This is a genomic window from Mycolicibacterium holsaticum DSM 44478 = JCM 12374 (assembly GCF_019645835.1).
Classification (GTDB): Bacteria; Actinomycetota; Actinomycetes; order Mycobacteriales; family Mycobacteriaceae; genus Mycobacterium; species Mycobacterium holsaticum.
Window position 1 is genome coordinate 5348019 of sequence record NZ_CP080998.1, and the last position, 24168, is coordinate 5372186.

The 24168-nt window shown below is 68.8% G+C and carries 22 protein-coding genes; 9 read left to right on the forward strand and 13 right to left on the reverse strand.

Translation table 11 applies throughout. The features are described 5' to 3' along the window. Positions 1 to 7: 7 nt before the first annotated feature. Positions 8 to 3031 carry a trehalose monomycolate exporter MmpL3 gene (gene mmpL3 / locus K3U96_RS25525; RefSeq protein WP_069403820.1) on the forward strand — a complete coding sequence of 1008 codons (3024 nt, stop codon included), beginning with the start codon at positions 8 to 10 and terminating at the stop codon, positions 3029 to 3031. A gap of 88 nt (positions 3032 to 3119) precedes the next feature. On the opposite strand, the gene K3U96_RS25530 is transcribed toward mmpL3, so the two are convergent. Then, complete coding sequence (locus tag K3U96_RS25530; RefSeq protein ID WP_069403819.1) at positions 3120 to 4268, reverse strand: AI-2E family transporter; 1149 nt, start codon at positions 4266 to 4268, stop codon at positions 3120 to 3122. Between the two features lie 87 nt (positions 4269 to 4355). Between K3U96_RS25530 and K3U96_RS25535 the strand changes: the two genes are divergently transcribed. Together K3U96_RS25535 and K3U96_RS25540 are read left to right on the forward strand one after the other, a co-directional pair. After that, positions 4356 to 5426 carry a lysylphosphatidylglycerol synthase transmembrane domain-containing protein gene (locus K3U96_RS25535; protein WP_069403818.1) on the forward strand — a complete coding sequence of 357 codons (1071 nt, stop codon included), beginning with the start codon at positions 4356 to 4358 and terminating at the stop codon, positions 5424 to 5426. A gap of 11 nt (positions 5427 to 5437) precedes the next feature. After that, the gene (locus K3U96_RS25540; protein ID WP_069403817.1) at positions 5438 to 5818 is read left to right on the forward strand and encodes a DUF3054 domain-containing protein; all 381 of its coding nucleotides are present in this window, start codon (positions 5438 to 5440) and stop codon (positions 5816 to 5818) included. Here K3U96_RS25540 and K3U96_RS25545 read toward each other — a convergent pair. From K3U96_RS25545 to K3U96_RS25560, 4 genes are all read right to left on the reverse strand, one after another. Then, positions 5771 to 7126 carry a sensor histidine kinase gene (locus K3U96_RS25545; RefSeq protein WP_220691506.1) on the reverse strand — a complete coding sequence of 452 codons (1356 nt, stop codon included), beginning with the start codon at positions 7124 to 7126 and terminating at the stop codon, positions 5771 to 5773. The two genes, K3U96_RS25540 and K3U96_RS25545, sit on opposite strands and share 48 nt — an antisense overlap. A 29-nt stretch (positions 7127 to 7155) precedes the next feature. Further along, positions 7156 to 7824, reverse strand: coding sequence for a response regulator transcription factor (locus K3U96_RS25550; RefSeq protein ID WP_205870944.1), 669 nt, complete (start codon positions 7822 to 7824; stop codon positions 7156 to 7158). A 59-nt stretch (positions 7825 to 7883) separates the two neighbouring features. Beyond that, the gene (locus K3U96_RS25555) at positions 7884 to 8273 is read right to left on the reverse strand and encodes a heme-binding protein (RefSeq protein ID WP_069403814.1); all 390 of its coding nucleotides are present in this window, start codon (positions 8271 to 8273) and stop codon (positions 7884 to 7886) included. Positions 8274 to 8464: 191 nt separating this feature from the next. Continuing rightward, positions 8465 to 9040 (reverse strand): hemophore, encoded by a 576-nt coding sequence (locus K3U96_RS25560; protein ID WP_220691507.1) that lies wholly within the window; start codon positions 9038 to 9040, stop codon positions 8465 to 8467. A gap of 346 nt (positions 9041 to 9386) precedes the next feature. Here K3U96_RS25560 and K3U96_RS25565 point away from each other — a divergent pair, with 346 nt between their 5' ends. Genes K3U96_RS25565 through K3U96_RS25575 form a run of 3 tightly spaced genes read left to right on the forward strand, consistent with a single transcriptional unit; the run spans position 9387 to position 13175 of the window. Continuing rightward, positions 9387 to 12287, forward strand: coding sequence for an MMPL family transporter (locus K3U96_RS25565; RefSeq protein WP_220691508.1), 2901 nt, complete (start codon positions 9387 to 9389; stop codon positions 12285 to 12287). Next, positions 12284 to 12790, forward strand: coding sequence for a helix-turn-helix domain-containing protein (locus K3U96_RS25570; protein WP_110917370.1), 507 nt, complete (start codon positions 12284 to 12286; stop codon positions 12788 to 12790). The genes K3U96_RS25565 and K3U96_RS25570 overlap by 4 nt, the downstream gene beginning before the upstream one ends. Then, the gene (locus K3U96_RS25575) at positions 12780 to 13175 is read left to right on the forward strand and encodes a CoA-binding protein (protein WP_220691509.1); all 396 of its coding nucleotides are present in this window, start codon (positions 12780 to 12782) and stop codon (positions 13173 to 13175) included. Before K3U96_RS25570 ends, K3U96_RS25575 begins: the two co-directional genes overlap by 11 nt. Positions 13176 to 13233: 58 nt before the next feature. On the opposite strand, the gene K3U96_RS25580 is transcribed toward K3U96_RS25575, so the two are convergent. Further along, positions 13234 to 13923, reverse strand: a complete 690-nt coding sequence (locus K3U96_RS25580) for a hypothetical protein (RefSeq protein WP_220691510.1) — start codon at positions 13921 to 13923, stop codon at positions 13234 to 13236. After that, positions 13920 to 14519: a hypothetical protein gene (locus K3U96_RS25585; RefSeq protein WP_220691511.1), complete on the reverse strand. Its 600-nt coding sequence runs from the start codon at positions 14517 to 14519 to the stop codon at positions 13920 to 13922. Before K3U96_RS25585 ends, K3U96_RS25580 begins: the two co-directional genes overlap by 4 nt. Before the next feature lie 89 nt (positions 14520 to 14608). Between K3U96_RS25585 and K3U96_RS25590 the strand changes: the two genes are divergently transcribed. Then, entirely contained in the window at positions 14609 to 15904 is a 1296-nt protein-coding gene (locus tag K3U96_RS25590; protein WP_220691512.1) for a glycosyltransferase, read from the forward strand. Next, positions 15901 to 17892: a M13 family metallopeptidase gene (locus tag K3U96_RS25595; RefSeq protein WP_220691513.1), complete on the forward strand. Its 1992-nt coding sequence runs from the start codon at positions 15901 to 15903 to the stop codon at positions 17890 to 17892. The genes K3U96_RS25590 and K3U96_RS25595 overlap by 4 nt, the downstream gene beginning before the upstream one ends. An 88-nt stretch (positions 17893 to 17980) precedes the next feature. On the opposite strand, the gene K3U96_RS25600 is transcribed toward K3U96_RS25595, so the two are convergent. From K3U96_RS25600 to K3U96_RS25610, 3 genes are all read right to left on the reverse strand, one after another. Next, on the reverse strand, positions 17981 to 19033 hold the full coding sequence (locus tag K3U96_RS25600) for a L,D-transpeptidase (protein WP_220691514.1): 1053 nt from the start codon (positions 19031 to 19033) through the stop codon (positions 17981 to 17983). Positions 19034 to 19193: 160 nt separating this feature from the next. Beyond that, positions 19194 to 19502, reverse strand: coding sequence for a copper-sensing transcriptional repressor RicR (gene ricR / locus K3U96_RS25605; protein ID WP_220691515.1), 309 nt, complete (start codon positions 19500 to 19502; stop codon positions 19194 to 19196). Beyond that, positions 19495 to 20115 carry a DUF305 domain-containing protein gene (locus K3U96_RS25610; protein ID WP_220691516.1) on the reverse strand — a complete coding sequence of 207 codons (621 nt, stop codon included), beginning with the start codon at positions 20113 to 20115 and terminating at the stop codon, positions 19495 to 19497. Before K3U96_RS25610 ends, ricR begins: the two co-directional genes overlap by 8 nt. 77 nt (positions 20116 to 20192) lie before the next feature. On the opposite strand from K3U96_RS25610, the gene ilvD reads away from it, so the two are divergent. After that, entirely contained in the window at positions 20193 to 21917 is a 1725-nt protein-coding gene (gene ilvD / locus K3U96_RS25615; RefSeq protein ID WP_220691517.1) for a dihydroxy-acid dehydratase, read from the forward strand. Between the two features lie 39 nt (positions 21918 to 21956). On the opposite strand, the gene K3U96_RS25620 is transcribed toward ilvD, so the two are convergent. From K3U96_RS25620 to K3U96_RS25630, 3 genes are all read right to left on the reverse strand, one after another. Further along, the gene (locus tag K3U96_RS25620; protein ID WP_452299542.1) at positions 21957 to 22478 is read right to left on the reverse strand and encodes an MBOE_33420 family protein; all 522 of its coding nucleotides are present in this window, start codon (positions 22476 to 22478) and stop codon (positions 21957 to 21959) included. Between the two features lie 100 nt (positions 22479 to 22578). Then, the gene (locus K3U96_RS25625; RefSeq protein WP_220691518.1) at positions 22579 to 23241 is read right to left on the reverse strand and encodes an O-methyltransferase; all 663 of its coding nucleotides are present in this window, start codon (positions 23239 to 23241) and stop codon (positions 22579 to 22581) included. A gap of 30 nt (positions 23242 to 23271) precedes the next feature. Further along, positions 23272 to 24108, reverse strand: coding sequence for a polysaccharide deacetylase family protein (locus K3U96_RS25630; RefSeq protein WP_220691519.1), 837 nt, complete (start codon positions 24106 to 24108; stop codon positions 23272 to 23274). Positions 24109 to 24168: the final 60 nt, after the last annotated feature.

Below are 24168 nucleotides of genomic sequence, written 5' to 3' on the forward strand. Positions count from 1 at the left end.
AGCTTACGTGTTCGCCTGGTGGGGTCGAACGGTGTACCGGTTTCGATACATCGTCATCGGCATCATGGTCGCACTGTGCCTTGGTGGCGGTGTGTTCGGCATCAGCCTGGGCGACCACGTCACCCAAAGCGGCTTCTACGACGAGGGCAGCGAGTCCGTGCACGCGTCGGTGGTCGGTGACGAGGTCTACGGCCGCGACCGCACCAGCCATGTGGTGGCCATCCTCACCCCGCCCGACGGGGAGAAGGTCGACAACCCGGACTGGCAGCGCGACGTCGTCGGCGAGCTCGACGGTTTCGTCGCGGATCACCCGGATCAGGTGGTGGGCTGGGTCGGCTGGCTGAAGGCGCCCGACGCCGCCAGCGAGACCGTCCAGCAGATGAAGACCGACGACCTGTCCAAGACCTTCATCAGCATCCCGCTCAAGGGCGACACCGACGACGAGATCCTGAAGAACTATCAGGCCGTCGAACCCGACCTGCAGCAGGTCAACGACGGCCGCATCAAGCTGGCCGGGCTCAACCCGCTGGCCAGCGAGTTGACCGGCAGCATCGGCGAGGACCAGCGGCGTGCGGAGATCGCGGCCATCCCGCTGGTGTGTGTGGTGCTGTTCTTCGTGTTCGGCGGGGTGGTGGCGGCCGCGCTGCCCGGGCTCATCGGCGGTCTGACGATCGCCGGCGCGCTGGGCATCATGCGCCTGCTCGCCGAGTTCATGCCCGTGCACTTCTTCGCCCAGCCGGTGGTGACGCTGATGGGTCTGGGCATCGCGGTCGACTACGGGCTGTTCATGGTCAGCCGGTTCCGAGAGGAGATCGCCGAGGGCTACGACACCGAGGCGGCGGTGCGCCGCACGGTGATGACGTCGGGTCGTACCGTCATGTTCTCGGCGGTCATCCTGGTGGCGTCGTCGGTGCCGCTGCTGCTGTTCCCGCAGGGCTTCCTCAAGTCGATCACCTACGCGATCATCGCCTCGGTGATGCTGGCGGCGATCCTGTCGGTCACCGTCCTGGCCGCCGCGCTGGCCATCCTCGGGCCCAACGTCGACGCGCTCGGGGTGCGCACGCTGCTGCGGGTGCCGTTCTTCCGTAACTGGAAGCCGATGCGCGTCTACCTGGAGTGGCTGGCGGAGAAGACGCAGAAGACCAAGACCCGCGCCGAGGTCGAGCAGGGTTTCTGGGGCAAGCTGGTCAATCGGGTGATGAAGCGTCCCATCGCGTTCGCCGCGCCGATCGTGATCGTGATGATCCTGCTGATCATTCCGCTGGGTCAGCTGTCGCTGGGCGGCATCAGCGAAAAGTATCTGCCGCCCGACAACTCGGTGCGCCTGGCGCAGGAAGAGTTCGACAAGAACTTCCCCGGCTTCCGCACTGAACCGTTGACGATCGTGATGGAACGCCAGGACGGCGAGCCGGTGACCGACCAGCAGGTCGCCGAGATCCGCAACAAGGCGATGACGGTGCCGGGCTTCATCGAACCCGAGGACGACCCGTCGAAGATGTGGCAGGAGCGCGCCGTTCAGGAGGGCGGCTCGAAGGATCCGTCGGTGCGGGTGATCCAGAACGGTTTGGAGAACCGCAACGACGCCGCCAAGAAGATCAACGAGCTGCGTGCCCTGTCACCGCCGCGGGGCATCACGGTATCCGTCGGTGGCACACCGGCTTTGGAGCAGGACAGCATTCACAGCCTGTTCGACAAGCTGCCGCTGATGGTGACGCTTCTGATCGTCACCACGACGATCCTGATGTTCCTGGCGTTCGGGTCGGTGGTGTTGCCGATCAAGGCCGCGGTGATGAGCGCGCTGACCCTTGGCTCGACGATGGGCGTGCTCACCTGGATGTTCGTCACCGGGCACGGCTCCGGGGTGATGAACTACACCCCGCAACCGTTGATGGCGCCGATGATCGGCCTGATCATCGCGGTGATCTGGGGGCTGTCCACCGACTACGAGGTGTTCCTGGTGTCCCGCATGGTGGAGGCCCGCGAACGCGGGATGTCCACCGCCGAGGCGATTCGGATCGGCACCGCGACCACCGGCCGGTTGATCACCGGCGCCGCGCTGGTGCTGGCCGTCGTCGCGGGCGCGTTCGTGTTCTCCGACCTGGTGATGATGAAGTACCTGGCGTTCGGCCTGCTGATCGCGCTGCTGCTGGACGCCACCGTGGTCAGGATGTTCCTGGTGCCCGCGGTGATGAAGCTGCTCGGCGACGACTGCTGGTGGGCGCCGCGCTGGATGAAGCGGCTCCAGGAGCGCCTGGGGCTGGGCGAAACCGAACTGCCCGACGAACGCAAGCGCCCGACGGTGCGGGAGACCGCGGAAAGCCCGGAGGCGTTGGTGGGTGCCGGCGCACCGGTCCCGCCGCGCCCGGTGGGCCGGCCGCGGCCACCGCACGATCCGACCCATCCGGTGCCCGAGGCTCCGCCGCGTTCCGGTGCGACGACGCGGATCGCCACGCCGGGCGCTGCGCCGTCGGGCGCGGGCACCACGCGGATGCCGGGCGCAGCCAAGGCCGAGGAGCCGCCGACCACGCGGATCGCGATGGCCCGCAACGCCGTACGCAATGCGGTGAACAGTGCGGCCGCCGCGACCCGTCAGGCCGCCAAACCGCCGGCTCCGCCTGCCCCGCAGGCGCCGCGCGAGGACCGTGAAATCGAGTCGTGGCTGGGCGAATTGCGCGGCACCGCAACACCGCCCGGGCCGCCGCCGCCCGTCAAACAAGGACCGCCAACCGCACGGCCGTCGGCCGAGGCCACCCGCGCGATGCCGCGCTCACCGCGCCCCGAGCCCGGCAACGAGCCGACGACAGCGCTTCCGACGCTGGGCAACCCGCCCGAGGGCAGGGCAACCAACGCCGCGCAGGACGACGACGCCACGACGGCGTTCCGCGCGGTACGGCAAAAGGGGAACGCGCCGCAAAGCAGCGGCGATCCCGAGGCCACGGAGAAGATCGACACCCGTGAGGGCGAGGAGCCCAAGCGGCGCGGCGGCGGGGTGAGCGCGCAGGACCTGCTGCGGCGCGAAGGCCGTCTCTAACGCCCAAAGGGACATACCGGCGCGAAAGTGCCGGAAGATTGCGCCATTTCGTCAATCTCGGCGTGCGGATCGGGCTCTCGGCGTCGGGTTAGTCCGCTGAGGGCGACGGCACCTCGTCGGGTTCGGCCTCGACCCGCCCGCCGTCCTGGGCCGCCAGCGCGGCTTCCTCAGCCACCGGGTCCCGCGCCATCAACACCCGCACCGCGCTGTTGAGGAACGCCATCACCGGCACCGCCAGCAACGCCCCGATGATGCCGGCCATCACCCCGCCCGCCGCGATCGCCAGCACGATGGCCAGCGGATGGATGGACACCGCGCGTCCCATCACCAGCGGTTGCAGGACATGGCCCTCCAACTGCTGCACGGCGATGATCAAGCCCAGCGTGATCAGCGCGTAGATCCAGCCCTTGGCGATCAGCGCGACGATCACCGCAAGGAACCCGGTGATCACGGCGCCGACCAGCGGGATGAACGCGCCGAGAAACACCAGCGACGCCAACGGCAGCGCCAGCGGCACCCCCATGATGGCCAGACCGGTGCCGATACCCACCGCGTCGACCAGCGCGACCAGGAACGTCGCACGGACATAGCCGATCAGCGAGCGGAACCCGGCCTTGCCGGCGTCGCGCACCCGGTCGCGCACGTGGTCGGGAAACACCTGGGTGACGAACGCGAATATGTTGCGCCCGCCGTGCAACAGGAAAATCAACGTGAACAGCACCAGCAGCGCGCCGGTGACGATCTCGGTCACCGTCGTCGCCGTGGAGAGTGCGCCGCTGGTCAACCGCTCCTGGTTGTTGCGCAGCGCATCGACCGCCGCCTTCTGCAGTTGGTCGATCTGCTGGTCGCTGACCCGCAGCGGGCCGTCGGTCAGCCAGTTCCCGACGCCGTCGATGCTGTGGGTCACCTGTTCGACGAGCGCCGGTGCGCCCTCGATGAACTGGCTGACGACGAACGTCATGATTCCGCCGACGACCGCGAACCCGCCGAGCAGCATCAGCGCCACCGCACCGCCGCGCGGCGCACCGCGACGGTGCAGGAAGTCGACGGCGGGCATCAGAAGCGCGGCCAGGATCGTCGCCAGCGCAACCGGGACGACGATGATCTCGAGCTGTTTGACCACCCAGAGCAGGGTCACGACGGCAGCCATGATCACCAACAGTCGCCACGACCACGCCGCGGCTTTCCGGACGAGCGGGCTGACCGCCTCGTCATCCACAGATAGACCCGCGGGCATCCCGCTAGCGTAACGGCCGCAGGCCTGCATCGGCCGAACTGCGTATGGGTCCCAGAATCGGGCCCGCCACGCTCTACCCTGTAGGTCGTGTCTCACGACGCGCCGGCGAGCGAGGCCCGCAGCCAAGGGCGCCCCGCCCGCGGTAAGTACTGGTGGCTGCGATGGGTGGTCATCGCCGTCGTGGTCGTCGTCCTCGCCGTCGAACTCGGGTTGGTGTGGGATCAGCTCGCCAAGGCCTGGCACAGCCTCTACACCGCCAACTGGGCCTGGGCGCTGGCCGCGGTGGGCACCGCGCTGGCCTCGATGCACTTCTTCGGCGACATCCAGCGCAAGCTGCTGCGGTCCGCCGGGGTTCCGGTGCGGCAGTGGCGATCTCAGGCGGCGTTCTACGCAGGCAACTCGCTGAGCACCACGCTGCCCGGCGGCCCAGTGCTGTCGGCGACGTTCATCTACCGGCAGCAACGCATCTGGGGTGCGACACCGGTCGTGGCGTCGTGGCAGTTGGTGATGTCGGGCGCGCTGCAGGTCATCAGCCTGACCCTGCTCGGGCTCGGCAGCGCGTTCTTTCTGGGCGCGCGGCAGAACCCCTTCTCGCTGGTCTTCACGCTCGCCGGGTTCCTTCTGCTGATCGTGCTGGCCCAGGCGGTCGCGTCGCGGCCCGAACTGCTCGACGGCATCGGGGTGCGGGTGCTGTCGTGGGTGAACTATCTGCGCACCAAACCGGCGGACAACGGTGTGACGAAGTGGCGCGAGACGCTCGCGCAGCTCGAGTCGGTGAAGCTGTCACGCCCGCAGCTGGGCGTCGCGTTCGTGTGGTCGATGTTCACGCTGGTTACCGGCGTGGCCACGCTGCTGTTCTCCTGCTACGCGGCCGGGGAGCGGCCCTCGCTGCTCGGGGTGGTGGTGGCCTACGTGGCCGCCCGCGCGGTCGGCTCGATACCGCTGATGCCCGGCGGGCTGCTGATGGTGGAGGCGGTGCTGGTGCCCGGTCTGGTGTCGAGCGGGATGACGCTGGCTTCGGCGATCTCGGCGATGCTCATCTACCGGCTGATCAGCTGGGTGTTCATCGCGGCCATCGGCTGGGTGGTGTTCTTCTTCATGTTCCGTACCGAGTCGGAGATAGACCCCGACGCAATTGCCGACGCCACCCAGGCGTGATTGGAGCCCGCATGCCGCCCCTCGTCGACGAGCAGACCCGCCCTGCGCTGACCGCGCTGGCCACCGACCTCGTCTGCGTCGTCGTGTTCTGTACCGTCGGCAGGCGCAGCCACGCCGAAGGCCTCGACCTGGCTGGCATCGCCGAGACGGCGTGGCCGTTTCTGTCCGGGGCCGCGCTCGGCTGGCTGGTGTCGCGCGGTTGGCGCCGGCCGGTCGCGGTGGTGCCGACCGGCGTGCTGGTGTGGGTGTGCACGATCGTGGTGGGGATGCTGCTGCGCAAGCTGACCTCAGCCGGTGTGGCGCCGAGTTTCGTTGTGGTGGCGTCGATTTCGACCGCGGTGCTGCTACTGGGCTGGCGCGTCGTCGTCGCGGTCATGGTGAGCCGCCGCTGAGGACGACACGGTCAGCGTGGCGCGTAACCCGCCGAGCGGACCGTCGGACAACTCGATGTCGCCACCGTGCAGGGTGGCCTGCTGGGCGACCAGCGCCAGCCCGAGCCCGGAACCGCCCGGTGCGGCGGTGCTGCCGCGGGCGAACCGGCCCAGCACCGATCGGTGCTCGGCGACCGGAAGGCCGCGGCCGTTGTCGTCGACGACGATCGTCACCACAGTGTCGTGGCGCTGCGCGGTGAGCACGATCCGCGTCGCCTGACCGTGGTGAATCGCGTTGCGCACCAGGTTGTCCACCGCCAGCCGCAGCCCGCTGGGCCAGCCCCAGATGGAGCCGAGGCGGTCGTCGGCGTCCACCACGATCTGCGCAGGGCTGCCCGGCCGGCTGTTCTCCCGTGCGACGCGGTCGAGCAGGTCGGTGACGTCGATGAGCTCGCGGTCCTTGGGCTGCGCGAGCTGACCCGACGCCAGCTGACCGAGCGCGGTGATGATCGCCTCCACCCGGCGCTGCGCGCGGGCCAGGTCGGCCACCACCTCCGAACGTTCATCGGCGGGTAGGTCGTGGATCCGCAGCGTGTCCAGATCGGCGCGCATCGCGGTCAACGGGGTGCGCAGTTCGTGGGCGGCGGTGGCGGCGAAATCCTGAGCGGCCTGCAACGAGTTGGTGGTGGACTGCTGGGCGGCGGCCAGCCGGCGCAGCATCTCGGTCATCGCCTCGGACAGCTCCTCGGCTTCACGCACCCCGTGCACCGCAGGCAGCTTCTCGGTGTCCTTGCCGAGCCGCTTGGTGTGCTCGGTCAGGTTGCGCAGCGGGCGGATCGCCGGGCCGGCGAGCAGCCATCCCAGCCCGCCGGCGATCAACACCGTCACCACCCCGACCGCGGTGTAGGCCGGGATCCGCGACGGGCTCAACAGGATGCTGTCGGCGCGGATGCCGACCGACATCAGCAGCCCGCCCTGCTGCTCGACGGTGATGGTGCGGACCCGGTACTCCACGCCGTTGACCTCCACGGTGTCGGTGCCCGGTGCGAGCCGCGGCAGCTGGAAGCCGCGCTGGAACACCACCTGGCCGTCGGACACCGACCGGCCTGTTGTCAGCACGCCCTGGCGTGGGTCGTCGAGTTGGCTGGGCCGCATGCTCGCGGCGATGATCGCGTCGAGGCGCCGATCCAGTTGCTCGTCATCGTTGTTCGCCAACACCACCGAGGTCAACACGGTGAATGCGGCGACGACGGCGGCCGCGGCCACCGCTGCGGCCACCGCCACCCGGGTGCGCAGCGACGCCGAGCGCAGGAACCGCGGTGCGCGCACCCGTCAGGCCTCGTCGGGCCGGTGGTGGCTCACGACTCGTCTCGCAGCACGTACCCGATCCCGCGAACCGTGTGGATGACCCGCGGCAGCCCATCGCGTTCGAGCTTGCGCCGCAGATAGGAGATGAACACGTCGGCGACGTTGGTGTCGACGTCGAAGTCGTAGCCCCAGACCAGTTCCAGCAGCCGTTGGCGGCTCAGCACCACGCCCGCGTTCTCGGCCAGCACGGCCAGCAGGTCGAACTCGCGCTTGGTCAGATCGACGCGCTCCCCTTCGACGAACACCAACCGGCGTGCGGTGTCGATCGTCAACGGGCCCACGGTCATCGGGTGTGACGACTGGTCGGAGTGGCTCGACCGGCGCAGCAGCGCGTTCAGCCGGGCCACCAACTCCCCCAGGTCGAACGGTTTGGTCAGGTAGTCGTCGGCGCCGGCTTCCAGCCCGGCGATGCGGTCGTTGACGGTGTCACGCGCCGACAGCACGCAGATCGGGATGTCGTTTCCCAACGCGCGCAGCGCGGTCACCACCGCGACGCCGTCGAGCTCCGGCATCTGCACGTCGAGCACCAGCGCGTCGTGCGTTTCCGTGGACAGCAGCCGCAGCGCCTCTTTACCGCTGGCCGCGACCCGGACGTCGAACCCGGAATGGCGCAGTCCGCGCGCCACCGACGTCCGGACATCCGGGTCGTCGTCGACCATCAGCACGGTGCGGCCCGCGCTGTCCTGCTGCGCGGGCGGCCCAGCCGGCACGCGGATTATCAGATGGGATCGGCGAGACCGTCACCGTTGGTGTCGCCGCAGCGGTTCTTCAGGTCGACCAGCGGCTGACGGATGTTCGTCAGCTCGGCACGCACCTGAGGATTGTTGTTCAGGTACTCCTTGACCTTGGGCTGGACGTCCTCACGCTCGAGACCCTCGAGGCTGGTGAAGAACCAGTTCACATCGGGGTGCGTGAACAGGTACGCCGACGTCGCAGCCGAGACGCCGGATGCCACACCGGCCAGATCGGCCGCGGTGCAGTTCGGTGGCGCGTCGGCCAGGGCCGACGGCGCCACGGTCGCAGCACCAAACAACATCGCACCGGCAATCGCGCCGGTGCCGACCGCGCCAGCTACTGCACGTCGCGCAGAACGGGCCGAGAGCAACATGGACAAGCTCCTTCGTCGAAAGTGGAGTGGCCGTAACCGTGGGCGGTTACCGACATAAACCAACTGGGACCAACCCTGAAAAGCTAAGCAGAATGTCCGCCGACTTTCCTGTCTTGCGATGAACCGGCCGCAAGAAAGTCCGAAACCGCAGTTCAGGCCCCCACCTGCACGGGTGCTCGCGTCGCCTGCGGCTACGGCAAGCCTGTGATGGCCGGCCCCGGCAACCGGCCCGGGCCGGGCGAAACCGTCGACCGCGCGGGCGACTGCACCGCGGCCGACGTATCGGGCAATCCCACGTTCTGCGCCGACGGCAGCGTCCCTGGCAAACTCGCGGGCGGCTGCTGCACGGACTGCTGCGCCTGCTGCATCAGACCCATCAGCTGGGGCAGGGTGAGCGGCAGCTTGCACCGGCTGGACAGCGAAGCCAGCGGCTGCTGCAGCTGTTGCAGCTCCTTGGCCGCCTTCGGGTTCGCGTCGAAGTAGGCCTTGAGCGCACCCAGCGACTGCGGCCCGGCCTGCTGCTGCGAGATCGTCGTCAACGCCTGGTTGGTCTGCGGATGCTCGTCGAGATAGTCGCCGATCGACGTGGCGACCGAACCGATCGTCTTGGCGACCTCGCTGGCCGCGCACGGGTCGGCGGCGGCCGTCGCCGACGGGGTCAAGGGGCCCGTCGGCATGGTCAGCCCGGCCACCACTGCGCCTGCGGCGGCGGTAGCGGCGAACACGGCGGTGAGGCCGCGTCGCAGGGCACGGGTGGTCGGTTGCATGGGCACTCCTAACGGCTGGCGGACGTTTGCGCTGCCTCGCAAAACATGCGATCGGCGGCAGCGGTGTCCCCGACGACAAGGCCGACGAAAAGCGCGGCGAACCTGCCAGCGCACATATTGCCATCTGCTGCGCCGGACCCGCGAATTCCGCAGGCCCATCCACCGGCGTCGGACAGGAAACCCGCAGCCAGCCCACACCGGCGCCGACGCTATCCACAGGGCAGGATTAGAAGTGCTTAAAGCGTTGCTGGCAGGTTGTTCGCCCGACCGCGCAATACCACAGCCTGTTGTACGCTCACGCTACGAAACGCCGTGCAGAAATGGGGAGTTCACCATCCAGCAGTTCATGATGCGCTTGAGCAGCACCCTGCGCAGATATCGCTGGGCGGTGTTCGCGGTTTGGCTGCTACTTCTGGTGCCGTCGATCTATCTCGGGCTGGGCCACGGCGGCCAGCTGACCGGCGGCGGGTTCGAGGTGGAAGGCTCCCAGTCGCTGCGCGTGCAGCGCGAGCTCGAAGAGCACTTCCCCGACCAGGGTGCGTCCCCGTTGGCGCTGGTCGCCGCCCCGCGCGCCGACGCGTCGTATGAGGACATGAACGTCGCCGTCGCGCACCTGGAACGGGTGGCCGCCGAGGTGCCCAGCGTCAAGGCGGTGCCCACCCCGCGCCAGCCGCCGCCGCAACCGGACCGGCCCTACGTCGTCACGCTTGAGCTGGACTTCGACAACACCGGCGCCGTCGATGTCGCCAAACAGCTGCGCGAGAAGGTCGGCGTCGACGGCGAGGACCCCGGCGAGATCGCCAACGGCAAGGTCAAGCTGTATGTCATCGGCCAGGGCGCACTGGGCGCGGCCGCGTCGCAGGCCACCAAACACGACATCGCTCAGGCCGAGCGGTGGAACCTTCCGATCGTCCTGATCATATTGCTCGCGGTGTTCGGCTCGCTGGCGGCCGCGGCGATGCCGCTGCTGCTGGGCATCTGCACGGTAGTGGTGACGATGGGCCTGGTCTACCTGCTGTCGATGGTCACCACGATGTCGGTGTTCGTCACGTCGACGGTGTCCATGTTCGGCATCGCCGTGGCCATCGACTACTCGCTGTTCATCCTCATGCGGTTCCGCGAAGAACTGCGCGCCGGCCGCGACGCCGACCAGGCCGCCGACGCCGCGATGGCCACCTCCGGGCTGGCCGTGGTGCTCTCCGGCGTGACGGTGATCGCGTCGGTGACCGGCATCTATCTGATCGCGACCCCGGTGCTGGAGTCGATGGCCACCGGCGCGATCCTCGCGGTCGCGGTGGCCGTGCTGACATCGACGACGCTGACGCCTGCCGTGCTGGCCACGTTCGGGCGGCGGGCGGCCAAACGGTCGTCGTACCTGCACTGGTCCCGCAGGCCGGAGACCACCCAGTCACGGTTCTGGACCCGCTGGACCGGTCAGGTGATGCGCCGCCCGTGGCTGTCGGCGCTGACGGCGTCGGCGCTGCTGCTGATTTTGGCGTTCCCGGCATTTTCAATGGTGCTGGGCAACAGCATGCAACGCCAGTTCGAGCCGACGCACGAGATCCGCGGCGGCGTCAACGCGGCGGCTGAGGCGTTGGGCCCCGGCGCGCTCGGCCCGGTTCGGGTGCTGGTGAGCTTCCCCGACGGCAATGCGGCATCGGCGCCGTCGAAGGAACCGGTGCTGGAATCGATCCGGCAGCGAATGGCCCAGGGCCCCAACGTCATATCGGTGACACCGCCGGTGTTCGGGGAGGACTACCGGCACGCCTTGCTTTCGGCGGTGTTGTCGGTGGATCCCGAGGACATGGCCGCCCGCGACGCGGTCAACTGGATGCGCGCGGAGCTACCGAACACCCCGGGACTCGACGGCGCCCGCATCGACGTCGGCGGGCCGACCGCGCTGATCAAGGACTTCGACGACCGGGTGGCGGCGACCCAACCGCTGGTGTTCGTGTTCGTGGCGCTGATCGCGTTCGTGATGCTGCTGGTGGCGATCCGCTCCCCGGTGCTGGCCGCCAAGGGCGTGCTGATGACGGTGCTGTCGGTGGCGGCGGCCTACGGCAGCCTGGTCGCGGTGTTCCAGTGGGGCTGGCTGGAGGTGCTCGGCTTCGCGCCGATCTCGTCGCTGGACAGCACGATTCCGCCGCTGGTGCTGGCGATCGCGTTCGGCCTCTCCATGGACTACGAGATCTTCCTGCTGACCCGTATCCGCGAGCGGTATCTGCAGACCCACAACACCCGCGACGCCGTCGCGTACGGGGTGAGCACCAGCGCCCGCACCATCACCAGCGCCGCGCTGATCATGATCGCGGTGTTCATCGGGTTCGCGTTCGCCGGTATGCCGCTGGTGGCCCAGCTCGGCGTGGCGTGCGCGGTGGCCATCGCCGTCGACGCGACGGTGGTGCGGCTGGTGCTGGTGCCCGCGCTGATGGCGATGTTCGACGAGTGGAACTGGTGGCTGCCGCGTTGGCTGGACCGCATCCTGCCGTCGGTGGACTTCGAGAAGCCGCTACCCAAGGTGGATACGCCCGATCTGGTGATCATCCCCGACGACATCTCCTCGCTCGGCCCCTCCGGCTCGGACCTGCGCACCGTGGTCAAGTCCGCGGCCCGGCTGAAAACCCTTGCTCCCCACGCGGTTACCGTGTCCGATCCGCTGGCGCTCAGCGGCTGCGAACCCGTCACCACCACGTTGCGCACCGCCGATGTGCTCAACGGCGGCCATCGAAACGGCGCGGGCACCAAGACCATGACCGGTACGGCGTTGCCGGTGCATCCGGTGACGCTGTGGCGCGGCCGGCTCGCGGTGGCGCTCGACGCGCTCGAGGCGGCGTCGGACTACGAGAGCGCGGTGCTCAAGCGGTGCAGCCCGGTGGAGACCACCAACGTCCAACTGCCCACCGGTGACCGTCTCCAGATCCCCACCTGCGCTGAGACATTGCGGTTGAAGGGCTACCTGATCATGTGCCGCAACAGCGCACGGGACTTCGCGGAGTTCGCCGAGTTGGTCGACGGCCTTGAGACTCGGACGGCCGCGCTGGTGCTGGGCGGGATGGACCGGTACTACGCTGGAGAGCAGGCAAGGCAACAATGGGTGGCCACCCAGTTGGTGCGCCGACTGGCCGACCCGCAGCCGTCGGATGAGCACGACACCCGGATGTCGGGTCCTGAGGCGGAGACGGATTGGGCCAGGGTCCGGCAGCGCTGCCTGTCGGTGGCCGTGGCGATGCTGGAGGAGGCGAGGTGACAGTGACTTCCGAGATCCGGGATGACAGCCGCGAGTCCGTCTCCGACGGTCCGCAGCGCCCGGTGTTCGACGACCGGCCGGTGGAGTTCTGGCCCACCGCCGCGATCCGCGCTGCCCTGGAGACCGATGACCTCGCGGTCTGGCAGCGCATCGTCGCCGCGATCAAACGTGATCCCTTCGGCCGCACCGCGCGCCAGGTCGAGGAGGTGCTGGAAACCGCTCGGCCCTACGGGGTGTCCAAGGCGCTCGCCGAGGTGCTCAGCCGCACCCGCGAGCACATGGAGGCCAACGAGCGCGCCGAGGTGGCCCGCCACATCCGCGCACTGCTGGAGAAGTCCGGTCTGGGGCAGCAGGAGTTCGCGTCGCGCATCGGTGTCCGCAACGCCGATTTCAACACCTATCTGACCGGGGAAGCCAGCCCGGCGGCGTCGCTGATGGTGCGGATGAGCAAGCTCGCAGAGCGGTTCGCCAAGATGCGGTCGGCGCGGCCCGATGGATCTTGAGCAGATCCTGCGGGACACCCGCACGGTGGCGATCGTCGGCGCCTCGGCCAACCCCGCAAGGGCCAGCCACGAAGTGTGGACGTACCTGAAGTCGGTCAGCGACTACGAGCTGTATCTGGTCAACCCGACGGTCAGTGAAGTCGACGGCACGCCGGTTTATCCGTCGCTGGCCGAGCTGCCCGTGGTGCCCGATCTCGTCGACGTGTTCCGCCGCCGCGAGCATCTGCCTGCGGTGCTCGAGGAGACCATCGCGGTCGGCGCCAAGGTGCTGTGGCTGCAGCTGGGTCTGCGCGATGAGCAGGTGGCCCGCGACGGTGCGGCGGCCGGCCTGCAGGTGGTGATGGACCGCTGCCTGAAGGTCGACCACGCCCGGCTGCTGGGCTAGCGACTTGTGTGCGTTATAGCGCGCTGACCGCAACAGAACGCACACAAATCGCCTGGGGTCAGCGGGAGTGGATCGGGCTCAGGTCGTCGACCAGCCAACGGCCGTCGTGTTTGGTCAGTTGAACCCGCAACGCCAGGATCGCGTTCTCCGGCGGCTTGCCCGGCGCGTTCTGGGTGCCGCGCAGGATCACCGCCACGCTCGCCGCGCTCGGGCCGATCGCCTCGACGCCCGCGGAGATGGTGCTGGCCTGCGCGGAGATGTTCTTGCTGGTCAGTTGCTTTGCCACGGTGGCGAACTGGTTCTTGAGCGCTTCGGCGCTCTGGGCGGACATCATCGCCGCGGCGCGGTCGATCGACGCGCTCGGGTTCTGCGGGGTGAACGTCGCGGAGGCCTCGGCGATGCTGGTGGCGATGCCCACCACTTCGTTGGTGTCGTCGTGCAGGGTGCGGTCGGGCACCGTCCACTGGACGTAGCCGACGGCCACCGTCGCCACCACGGCCGCGGCGGCGACGGTGGCCACCGCCAACCGCAGCGCGGGCCCGTCGTCGTCGGTGCCCACGGTCACCCCGTCGCGGCGCGCCAGCACCACGTTGACGGCGACGCCCTCGACGATCAGCACGCACAGCACCGAGCAGACCGCCACCCACCACAGCGGCCAGGCCAGCGCGACCCCGATGTAGACCAGCGCCGCGATCGCCGCGACGGGTGCGGCGATGTCGAACGCCGCGACGCGCCAAGCGTTTCTCATCGGATTGGTTCCAGCCGCGAGATCAGCAGGTCGCCGTCGACGTCGGCGACGTCCAGGCGCAGCGTCCAGCGCACGGTGCGCGGCTTGTCGTCACCGGCGTTCTCGCTGACCGACGTCGCCACCACCATCACGGTGTCGGTGCGCTCCGCGAACTCGCTGAGCTCGGGTTGCGGCCGCGGCGGCGGCGCGTTGGTGGCCCCGGCCCCGGGCCGGTGGATCGACTCGACCGCCACCGAGTCGACCTGGCCGCGGGTGTTGGACTGCAGCGTCTGCACCAGCTCGCGGTAGGGCTTGACGGCCGCATCGAAGTCGGCGTTGAGCTGGCCCACGGTGCCTTCGTGCAGCTTGACCATGCTGGCTTCCACGGTGTCCTTGTTCATGTTGATCAGCGTGGTGGTCCAGTCGGCGGCGGCGGCCAGCACGCGGGTGCGGTACTGCAGCTCCCCGACGTCCTCGCGGTGCTGTGTCCAGATCAGCGCGGCCAGCGCGACGGCGACCACCGCGATGACGCCGAGAACCGTCGAGGCGATGCCGTAGCTGCTGAAGACGGGACCGTCCTGGTCATCGGGGTCCGGCGGGGCGGCGTCGTCGGGCATGGGCGTGAGGCTACCGGGCTGGGCGACCGGGGCGTGGAGCGGTCAATCTCACACGGGGTTCGCCGCCCGGGTGGGTATCCCTGGGGGCTGTGGGCGACTATCTGATTGCGGCCAGCCCGATCCCCGGCCATGTGTTACCGCTGCTGCACGTCGGCGCCGACCTGCGTGCGCGCGGGCACCGCGTCACCGTGCTCACCGGCGCCGAACACCGCGCCGACGTGACGTCGCGCGGGCTGGCGTATCTGAGGCTGCCGTCGCGGGCGCATCCGCGGCGCGACGGCGGCGGGCTGCGCGCGCTTCCGCCGCTGCTCGACCGCTGGTACCGCGGCCGCTCCGAGATGCGGTCGGTGTTCATCGACCCGCTGCCCGCGCAGTACCGGGCGCTGCGGAAAGCACTGCGCGCCAACATGTTCGACGCGGTGCTGTGCGACGTGGCGTTCACCGGCGCGCTGCCGCTGCTGACCGGTCACGGCCCGCGCCCGTGGATCGCGGTGGGCGGTGTCGGCCCGTTGACGGTGTCCAGCGCCGACACCCCGCCGTTCGGGGCGGCGTTCACCCCGCGCGTTGACGTGAACTACGAGGCGATGACGTGGGTGACGCACCGGCTGCTGTTCGCCGACGTGCGCACCGGTCTCAACGACGCACTGGCATCGGTCGGAGCGCCGCCGTCGCCGGTGTTCCTCACCGACTGGCCGCTGCTGGCCGACCGGGTGCTGCAGTTCACGGTGCCGTCGCTGGAGTACGCCCGTAGCGATCTGCCGTCCACCGTCGCGTTCACCGGGCCGGTGCTGCCACCGGCCGCGCCGCAGCCACGCGGGCTGCCGTGGGATCTGGCAGGCGACCCGCGCTCCGTCGTGCACGTCACCCAGGGCACCTGGGACAACGACGACCTCGACGCGCTGCTGCGCCCGACCATCGACGCGCTGGCCGACCGCGAGGACGTGCTCGTGGTCGCCACCACTGGCCGCTCCGACCGTTCGGCGCTGCCGGGACCCGTGCCCGCCAACGCCTACGTCACCGACTTCCTGCCGTACGCGGAGCTGCTGCCGCACGTCGACGTGATGGTCACCAACGGCGGATACGGCGGGGTACATCAGGCGCTGGCGCACGGCGTGCCGTTGGTGGTCGCGGGCGGCACCGCCGACAAACCGGAGGTGGCAGCCCGCGTCGCGCACGCCGGGGTCGGCATCAACCTGGCCACGTCGCGCCCGGGTCGCTCTGCCCTCGCGGCTGCGGTCGACGCGGTGCTCACCATCGGCTGCTATCGCACCGCGGCGCGCAGGCTGCGTCGCGAGATCCGCGGCGTCGACGCGCTCGACCGCATCGCCGAGATCCTCGAAGGGCTGGCGGTGCCGGGCGCGCGTTCTGGCACCCTGGTGGGGTGACTGTTGAAGCCATTCGTTCCGGAATCGACCTGAGCCACGTCGACGCCGACGCGCGCCCGCAAGACGACCTGTTCGGCCATGTGAACGGCCGCTGGCTGGCCGAGTACGAGATGCCGGCCGACCGCGCCACCGACGGCGCCTTTCGGTCGCTGTACGACCGGGCCGAGGAGCACGTGCGTGACCTGATCACCGAAGCCGCCGCGTCCCGGGCCGCCCAGGGCACCGACGAACAGCGCATCGGCGACCTCTACGCGAGCTTCATGGACGAGGCGACGATCGCCGCGCGGGGTGTGCAGCCGCTGCTCGAGGAACTGGGCGCGGTCGATGCCGCCGACAGCCCCGAGGCGCTGGCCGCGGTGCTCGGCGCGCTGCAGCGCACCGGCGTGGGCGGCGGGGTCGGCGCCTACGTCAACACCGACGCCAAGGACTCCACCCGCTACCTGGTGTATCTGAACCAGTCCGGGCTCGGCCTGCCCGACGAGTCCTATTACCGCGACGAACAGCACGCCGAGATTCTCGCCGCCTACCCCGAGCACATCGCCGCGATGTTCGCGCTGGTCTACGGAGACGGCGACCACGACGACACCGCCGCGCGGATCGTGGCGCTGGAGACCAAACTGGCCGCCGCGCACTGGGACGTCGTCAAGCGGCGCGACGCCGACCTGGCCTACAACCTGCGCCGGCTCGACGACCTGCCCGCCGAGGCGCAAGGATTCGACTGGGCCGGCTGGGTCGGGGCGCTGGGTGCAAGCCCCAAGATGGCCGCTGAAGTCGTTGTGCGCCAACCCGATTACCTCACCGCATTCGCCGCGCAGTGGTCCGCAGGCGATCTCGAGGACTGGAAGGACTGGCTGCGGTGGCGGATCATCCACGCCCGCGCGTTCCTGCTGACCGACGATCTGGTCGCCGAGGACTTCGCGTTCTACGGCCGGCTGCTCTCGGGCACCGAGCAGATCCGCGACCGGTGGAAGCGTGCGGTGTCGGTGGTCGAGAGCCTGATGGGCGACGCGGTCGGAAGGCTCTACGTGCAGCGGCATTTCCCGCCGCGCGCCAAGGAGCGAATGGACGAGCTGGTGGCCAACATCCGCGAGGCCTACCGGGTCAGCATCAACTCGCTGGACTGGATGACCCCGAAGACCCGCGAGAAGGCGCTGGCCAAACTCGACAAGTTCACCCCGAAGATCGGCTACCCGAAGAAGTGGCGCGATTATTCGGCGCTGGTGATCACCCGTGAGGATCTGTACGGAAACTATCAGCGCGGCTATGGCGTGGAATACGACCGCGAGTTGGCCAAGCTGGGCGGCCCCGTCGACCGCGACGAGTGGTTCATGACGCCGCAGACCGTCAACGCCTACTACAACCCCGGGATGAACGAGATCGTCTTTCCCGCGGCGATTCTGCAGCCGCCGTTCTTCGATGCCGACGCCGATGACGCGGCGAACTACGGCGGCATCGGGGCGGTGATCGGACACGAGATCGGGCACGGGTTCGACGATCAGGGCGCCAAGTACGACGGTGACGGCAACCTGGTGGACTGGTGGACCGACGAGGACCGCACCGAGTTCGGTGCGCGCACCACGAAACTCATCGAACAGTACGACGACTACGTACCAAGGCAATTAGGAAACGGCCACTGCCCCGTTCCGCATGTGAACGGCGCGTTCACCGTCGGCGAGAACATCGGCGACCTCGGCGGTCTGTCGATCGCGCTGCTCGCGTATCGGTTGTCACTGAAGCGCGGGGAAGCGCCCGTGATCGACGGGCTGACCGGCGAGCAGCGGGTCTTCTATGGTTGGGCGCAGGTGTGGCGGACGAAATCCCGTGACGCCGAGGCGATCCGGCGTCTGGCGATCGACCCGCACTCACCGCCGGAGTTCCGGTGCAACGGCGTGATCCGCAACATGGACGCGTTCTACGAGGCGTTCGACGTCAGCGAGGACGACGCGCTGTACCTGTCCCCCGAGCACCGGGTGCGGATCTGGAACTAGGTCCGCGAGCTGGGCCCACGCGCAAGCTGGGGAACGCAAAATCCCCCATTTCTCATGGGAAATGGGGGATTTTGCGTCTGCTCGTCAGTTAGAACATCTGCCAGTCGGACCCGCCGTCGGGCTGGTTGTACCACCCGCCCTTGGTGTTCTTGATGACGACCGGGTCGCCGCTGCCGAAGTTGTCGTAGAACCATGCGGCGTCTTCGGGGCTGAGGTTGATGCAGCCGTGGCTGACGTTGCTGTTGCCCTGGGCACCGACCGACCACGGCGCGCTGTGTACGAAGATGCCCTGGTTGTCGATTCGGACGGCGTCCTTGACCTTGAGCTTGTAGCCCTGCGGATCGTCGACGGGCACCCCGTAGGTGGAGGAGTCCATCACGATGTCCTTGAACTTCTCCAGCACGTAGTAGGTGCCGTTTCTGGTCTCGTAGCCCTTCTTGCCCATCGAGACCGGGAACGTCTTGATCAACTCGCCGTCGCGCATGATCTCCATCTCTTTGGTGGAGTCGTCGATGGTGGCGACCAGCTGCTCGGGGACGCTGAAGCTGGACTTGGTGCCGCCCGCGTCGATGTTGACGATGGTGCCTGCCGGCCAGAAGTCCTGGGGCCGCCAGCGCACCTGGGTGTCGCTGGTCCAGTAGAACCGGCCGGGCACCGGCGGGGTGGACGAGATGTGGATCGCGTCCTCGGCCATCTGGCGGTCGGCGATCGGGCGCTGGAAGTTGATGTAGATCGGCTTGGCGGCGCCGACGATGGACCCGTTCACCGGGTTGAAGGTCGGCGGTGCGAACACCGGCTCACCGGTGTAGGGCAGCGGGTTCTGGCCCGCCGGTGTGCCCGCGGGTATCTGCTGCGGTGGGGCGAACGGGTTCGCCGGAAGGAACGGGTTGGGCGCCGGCGGTGCGGCGACCGGCGCGGGCGGTGCGGCGACCGGCGCCGGCGGGCCGGGCGGCGGCGGGAAGGCCACCGGATCCACCGGTGGGGGCGGCGGCACCGGGGCGGCCGCCGGGTCAATCGGCGCCGGGGGTGGCGGCGGAAGAGCCGGCTGGGCCAGGGCGGACGGGCTGGCAAGCACCATCCCGCCGACCAACCCGGCCGCACAAATCGCGGTGAGCAGTCGATTCAACATCGGCTGCGGCATACGTGACCTCCAAGTCGCAGAACTTCCATCCAGTGTGGCACAGCGCCGGGCATGGCCCCGGGCGTCAGGGAGCCGTCGGACCAGCGCCGATAACCGGATGGAACGCGCTGACCTGCAGTGTTAATCGTTTCCCGGCGCGAAACGTTACGGCCGAGCGTGATCAGGACCGCACCAGGCGGGCGATGGCCGCCGACGCCTCGGCCAGCTTGGCATCGGCCTGCCCGCCGCCCTCGGCGACCGCCTGGGCCACGCAGTGCCCGAGGTGCTCGTCGAGCAGGCCCAGCGCGACCGACTGCAGGGCGCTGTTGACGGCGCTGATCTGGGTCAGCACGTCGATGCAGTACTTGTCCTCGTCGATCATCTTGGCGATGCCGCGGACCTGGCCCTCGATGCGGCGCAGGCGCTTGGCGTAGTTGTCCTTCTGCGCCGAGTAGCCGTGCGTGGCCACCTCTGCGGCCTGGTCAGCCATTTGGCCCTCCGAGCATCTGGCGCATCTGGGTGATCTCGGCCTGCTGGCTGTCGATCATGGTCTGGGCCATGTTCTTCGCGTCGACGTTTGCCCCGTTGGCGATCTCGGCCTTGGCCATCTCGACCGCGCCCTCGTGGTGGCTGATCATCGACTCCAGCCACAGCGTGTCGAACTCCTCACCGCGCAGCGACTCCAGCCTGGCCATGGTGGCCTCGTCGACCATGCCCTGCATGTCGGCGTGATTTGCGTGACCCTCGCCGGTGGCCGTATCGGGGTTCTCGTTCCACTGCACCAGGAAGACCCGCAACGCCTTGATCTCGGGTTCCTGCGCGCCCGAGATCTGCTGGGCCAGCGCGATCAGTTCGGGGTTCGCGGTCCGATCGGGCACCAACGCCGACATGTCGACGGCCTGCTGGTGGTGCGGAATCATGTTGGTGGCAAACGCGACATCATCGGCGTTGTAGCCGGCCGGCTCACCGGTGATGGCCGGCGCGTCGGGATGCTGATGGTCGGTTTGGCCGTCGGCGGACTCCGACGAAGTGCACGAGGACAGCAACAATGCGGCTGCGAGCGCGGCGAACACCGCGACGATCCGGGTGGCGAGAGACGTCATGCGGCCAGGGTACCTGATACCCCCTCGGGGTATAAATTCGTTTTGGCGGGATGCCCGCCAGGGGCATACTGAGCGTCATGCCCACAGGTCCTGACCACGAGATCGACCCCACCGAGCCCGATATCAAGCCCCGCAGCCGTGACGTCACCGACGGCCTGGAGAAGGCGGCCGCCCGCGGGATGCTGCGCGCGGTCGGCATGGGCGACGACGACTGGGTGAAACCCCAGATCGGTGTTGGTTCGTCGTGGAACGAGATCACCCCGTGCAACATGTCGCTGCAACGGCTGGCGCAGGCGGTCAAGGCCGGCGTGCACGAGGCCGGCGGATATCCGCTGGAGTTCGGCACCATCTCGGTGTCCGACGGCATCTCCATGGGCCATGAAGGCATGCACTTCTCGCTGGTCTCCCGCGAGGTGATCGCGGACAGCGTGGAGACCGTCGTGCAGGCCGAACGCCTCGACGGCACGGTGCTGCTGGCCGGGTGCGACAAGTCGATTCCCGGCATGCTCATGGCGGCCGCCCGACTCGACCTGGCCAGCGTGTTCTTCTACAACGGCTCGATAATGCCGGGCGTGGCCAAGTTGACCGACGGTTCCGAAAAGGAAGTGACGATCATCGACGCGTTCGAGGCGGTCGGCGCGTGCGCGCGTGGGCTGATGTCGCGTGAGGACGTCGACATCATCGAGCGCGCGATCTGCCCCGGCGAGGGCGCCTGCGGCGGCATGTACACCGCCAACACCATGGCGTCGGCCGCTGAGGCGCTGGGCATGTCGCTGCCGGGCAGCGCCTCCCCGGTGGCTGTCGACAAGCGCCGCGACGAGTTCGCGCGGAAATCCGGCGAAGCGGTCGTGGAGATGCTGCGGCGCGGCATCACCGCTCGCGACATCCTCACCAAGGAGGCCTTCGAGAACGCGATCGCGGTGGTGATGGCGTTCGGCGGGTCGACCAACGCGGTGCTGCACCTGTTGGCGATCGCGCACGAGGCCGACGTGAAACTGTCGCTGGCCGATTTCACCCGCGTCGGGCAGAAGGTGCCCCACCTGGCCGATGTGAAGCCGTTCGGCAGGCACGTGATGAAGGACGTCGACGAGATCGGCGGTGTGCCGGTGGTGATGAGGGCGCTACTGGACGCCGGTCTGTTGCACGGTGACTGCCTGACCGTCACCGGTCAGACCATGGCCGAGAACCTGGCCCACATCGAACCGCCGGATCCCGACGGCAAGGTGTTGCGCGCGATGGACAATCCGATCCATCCGACCGGCGGCATCACGATCCTGCACGGCTCGCTGGCGCCCGAGGGCGCGGTGGTGAAGTCCGCGGGTTTCGACTCCGATGTGTTCGAAGGCACCGCAAGGGTTTTCGAACGTGAACGGGCTGCCCTGGATGCGCTCGAGGACGGAACGATCACCGCGGGCGACGTCGTGGTCATCCGATACGAGGGCCCCAAGGGCGGCCCGGGCATGCGCGAGATGCTCGCCATCACCGGTGCGATCAAGGGCGCCGGTCTCGGCAAGGACGTGCTGCTGATGACCGACGGCCGGTTCTCCGGCGGCACGACCGGGCTGTGCGTCGGGCACGTCGCCCCCGAGGCGGTCGACGCCGGGCCTATCGCGTTCCTGCGCGACGGTGACCGGATCCGGCTCGATGTCGGCAACGGCACGCTGGATGTGCTGGTGGATCCGGCCGAATTCGATTCGCGCAAGGCCGGTTTCGAGCCGTTGCCGCCGGTCTATACCACCGGGGTGCTGGCCAAGTACACCAAGCTGGTGGGTTCGGCGGCCATCGGGGCGGTCTGCGGCTGACACCGGTGCGTCTACCCCAAATTCAACCGGCCGCCGGGGTCAGCGCGGTTGCGGCGGGTCGACCGGGTTGAGCGCGATCGGCAGCCAGTAGGTGCCCGGCCCCTCACCGGGACAGCCGGGTCCAGCGACGGTGAATGTCCGCTCACCGGTGAAGCTTCCGTTCCCGACCGGCCGTAAGAAATCCGACCGGAACGACGGCACCGTTTCACCGTCGCCGCCCGCGCCACAGTGGAACGGGTAGTCGCCGCTGGACTCCCACCGGTCGTTGTTCCACGTATAGGTGTAAAGCGCTGGCGCATTCGGGTTCTCGGCCAGGTCGGTTTCGCGCATCCAGTCCACGACGCAGCCGGTCACATCGCAGGTCGTGGTGAACAGGCCCAGCTGCACCGCGGGATCCGAGGGTGTCGTCATCCCGTTGAACGTCTGGCGCGAATGGTCCAGCGTCGCGTCGTAGTACCCGTACATCGGTGCGGGCTGCGCGCGGTCCGCGGCCGCCGTCGGCGCGAAGAGCAGCGCTACGCATCCGGTTGTGGCAGTGATCGACAGCACCTTGGACACCATCGCAGGCTCCTTCCGACGGGAAAGCCCTCGGCGACCGAGAAGCTTTGTATGCGGTGGATAGCACAGCGGCGCCGTCCACGGTCGCAGAATCACACGTGACCTATGTGACAACGGCGATCGCGAAGCCGTCCCAGCCCTTGGCGCCGACGGTCTGGATCGCCGCGGCGTCCAGTCGGGGGTGTTCGCCCATCATCTCGAGCATGTCGCGAACGGCCTTGGCCTGCGCGTCGTCGGGTGCGGGGTCGAGCACGCGGCCGAACCGGGCGATGTTGTCCACCACGATGATCGCGCCGGGGCGGCTGAGCGTGATCGCCCATTCGACGTAGGCGACGTTGTTCTCCTTGTCGGCGTCGATGAACACCATGTCGAACGTCTCGTCGCGGGCAGCCAGGCTGGGCAGCGTGTCCAGCGCGGCGCCGACGACGATCTCGACCCGGTCGGCCACCCCCGCGCGGGCCAGGTTCTCCCGCGCCACCTCGGCGTGTGCCGGCTCGTACTCGAGCGTGACGACGCGTCCGCCCGGGCCGACGCCGCGCGCCAGGTTGATGGTGCTGTAGCCGGCCAGGGTGCCGATTTCCAGGACGCGGCTGGCCCGCGTGGCCGTCGCGAGCAGGTACAGCAGCTTCCCGTGCTGCGCCGACACCTCGATGGAGGGCATGCCCGCGGCCGGCGCCGACTCGCGCGCCGCGGCCAGCGCGGCGTCTTCGGTGTGCAGCACGCGGGTGAACAGTTCGTCGAGCGCTTTGGGTTCGGGCTCTGCCACCAGACCGACGTTAGCCGATGCGCGACGGCATCAGGGCGTGAGGAAGACGTCGTTGAGCGTCACGGTGCGCAGCTTGCGCGCGCGGATGATGTCGACCAACTGCCCGTAGACCTGCGTGACGGGTTCGTGGTTGAGGTGTCCGATCACGATGGCCTGCGGGTGAAAGTAGCGGTCGGCCATCTTCACCACTTCGCTTGCGGGTATCCACACGTGGTCCTCCAGCGTGCCCGACCACAATGTGTCGACGGTGTAGCCGAGGTCGGCGGCCACCGTGTCGACGTGCGGGTTGTGCGCGCCGTACGGCGGCCGGAAGTACGGTCGCGCGTCGATACCGTATGTCTTCCACAAGAAGTCGTGGTTGTGCCGGAACTCCTCTGCGACTTCGATCAACGGCATCTTGGTCAGGTCCGGATGCCGCCAGGTGTGGTTGGCCAACTGGATCTGGCCGTCGTCGACGAGCGGCCGCAGCAGTTCGGCGTGTTCGGTCCACGACCGGTACACGCCGTTGACGAAGTACGTCAGCCGGAGGCCGGTGTCCTTGGCCAGCTGGGTGTATGCCCGCACCACGTCGCTGCTGACCCCGTCATCGACGGTGAGCGCCAGCAGGTCACCGCCGCCGGGCAGATTGCTGAGCACCCCGGGCGCCAGCGGGATCCGCGCCGCCGGCGGCGGTGGCGGCAGCAACGCGGCGGGTACGGCCGCCGCAGGGACGGGCGCCTCGGCGGCGGCGCCGGCCACCTGCGATCGTCCGGTGAACGAACACCGACTGATGCCGACCGCGCCGAGGCTGGCAACGGACAGGGCCGCGATGAAGTGACGCCGGTTGAGCTCTGCCCCGGCGCCGGGAATTCGGTAGCGGCCGCCCATCGCCACTACTGTCCCGCGAGCCGGCGCAGAAACGTCTCATTGCGCGGCGTGTCGCAACTT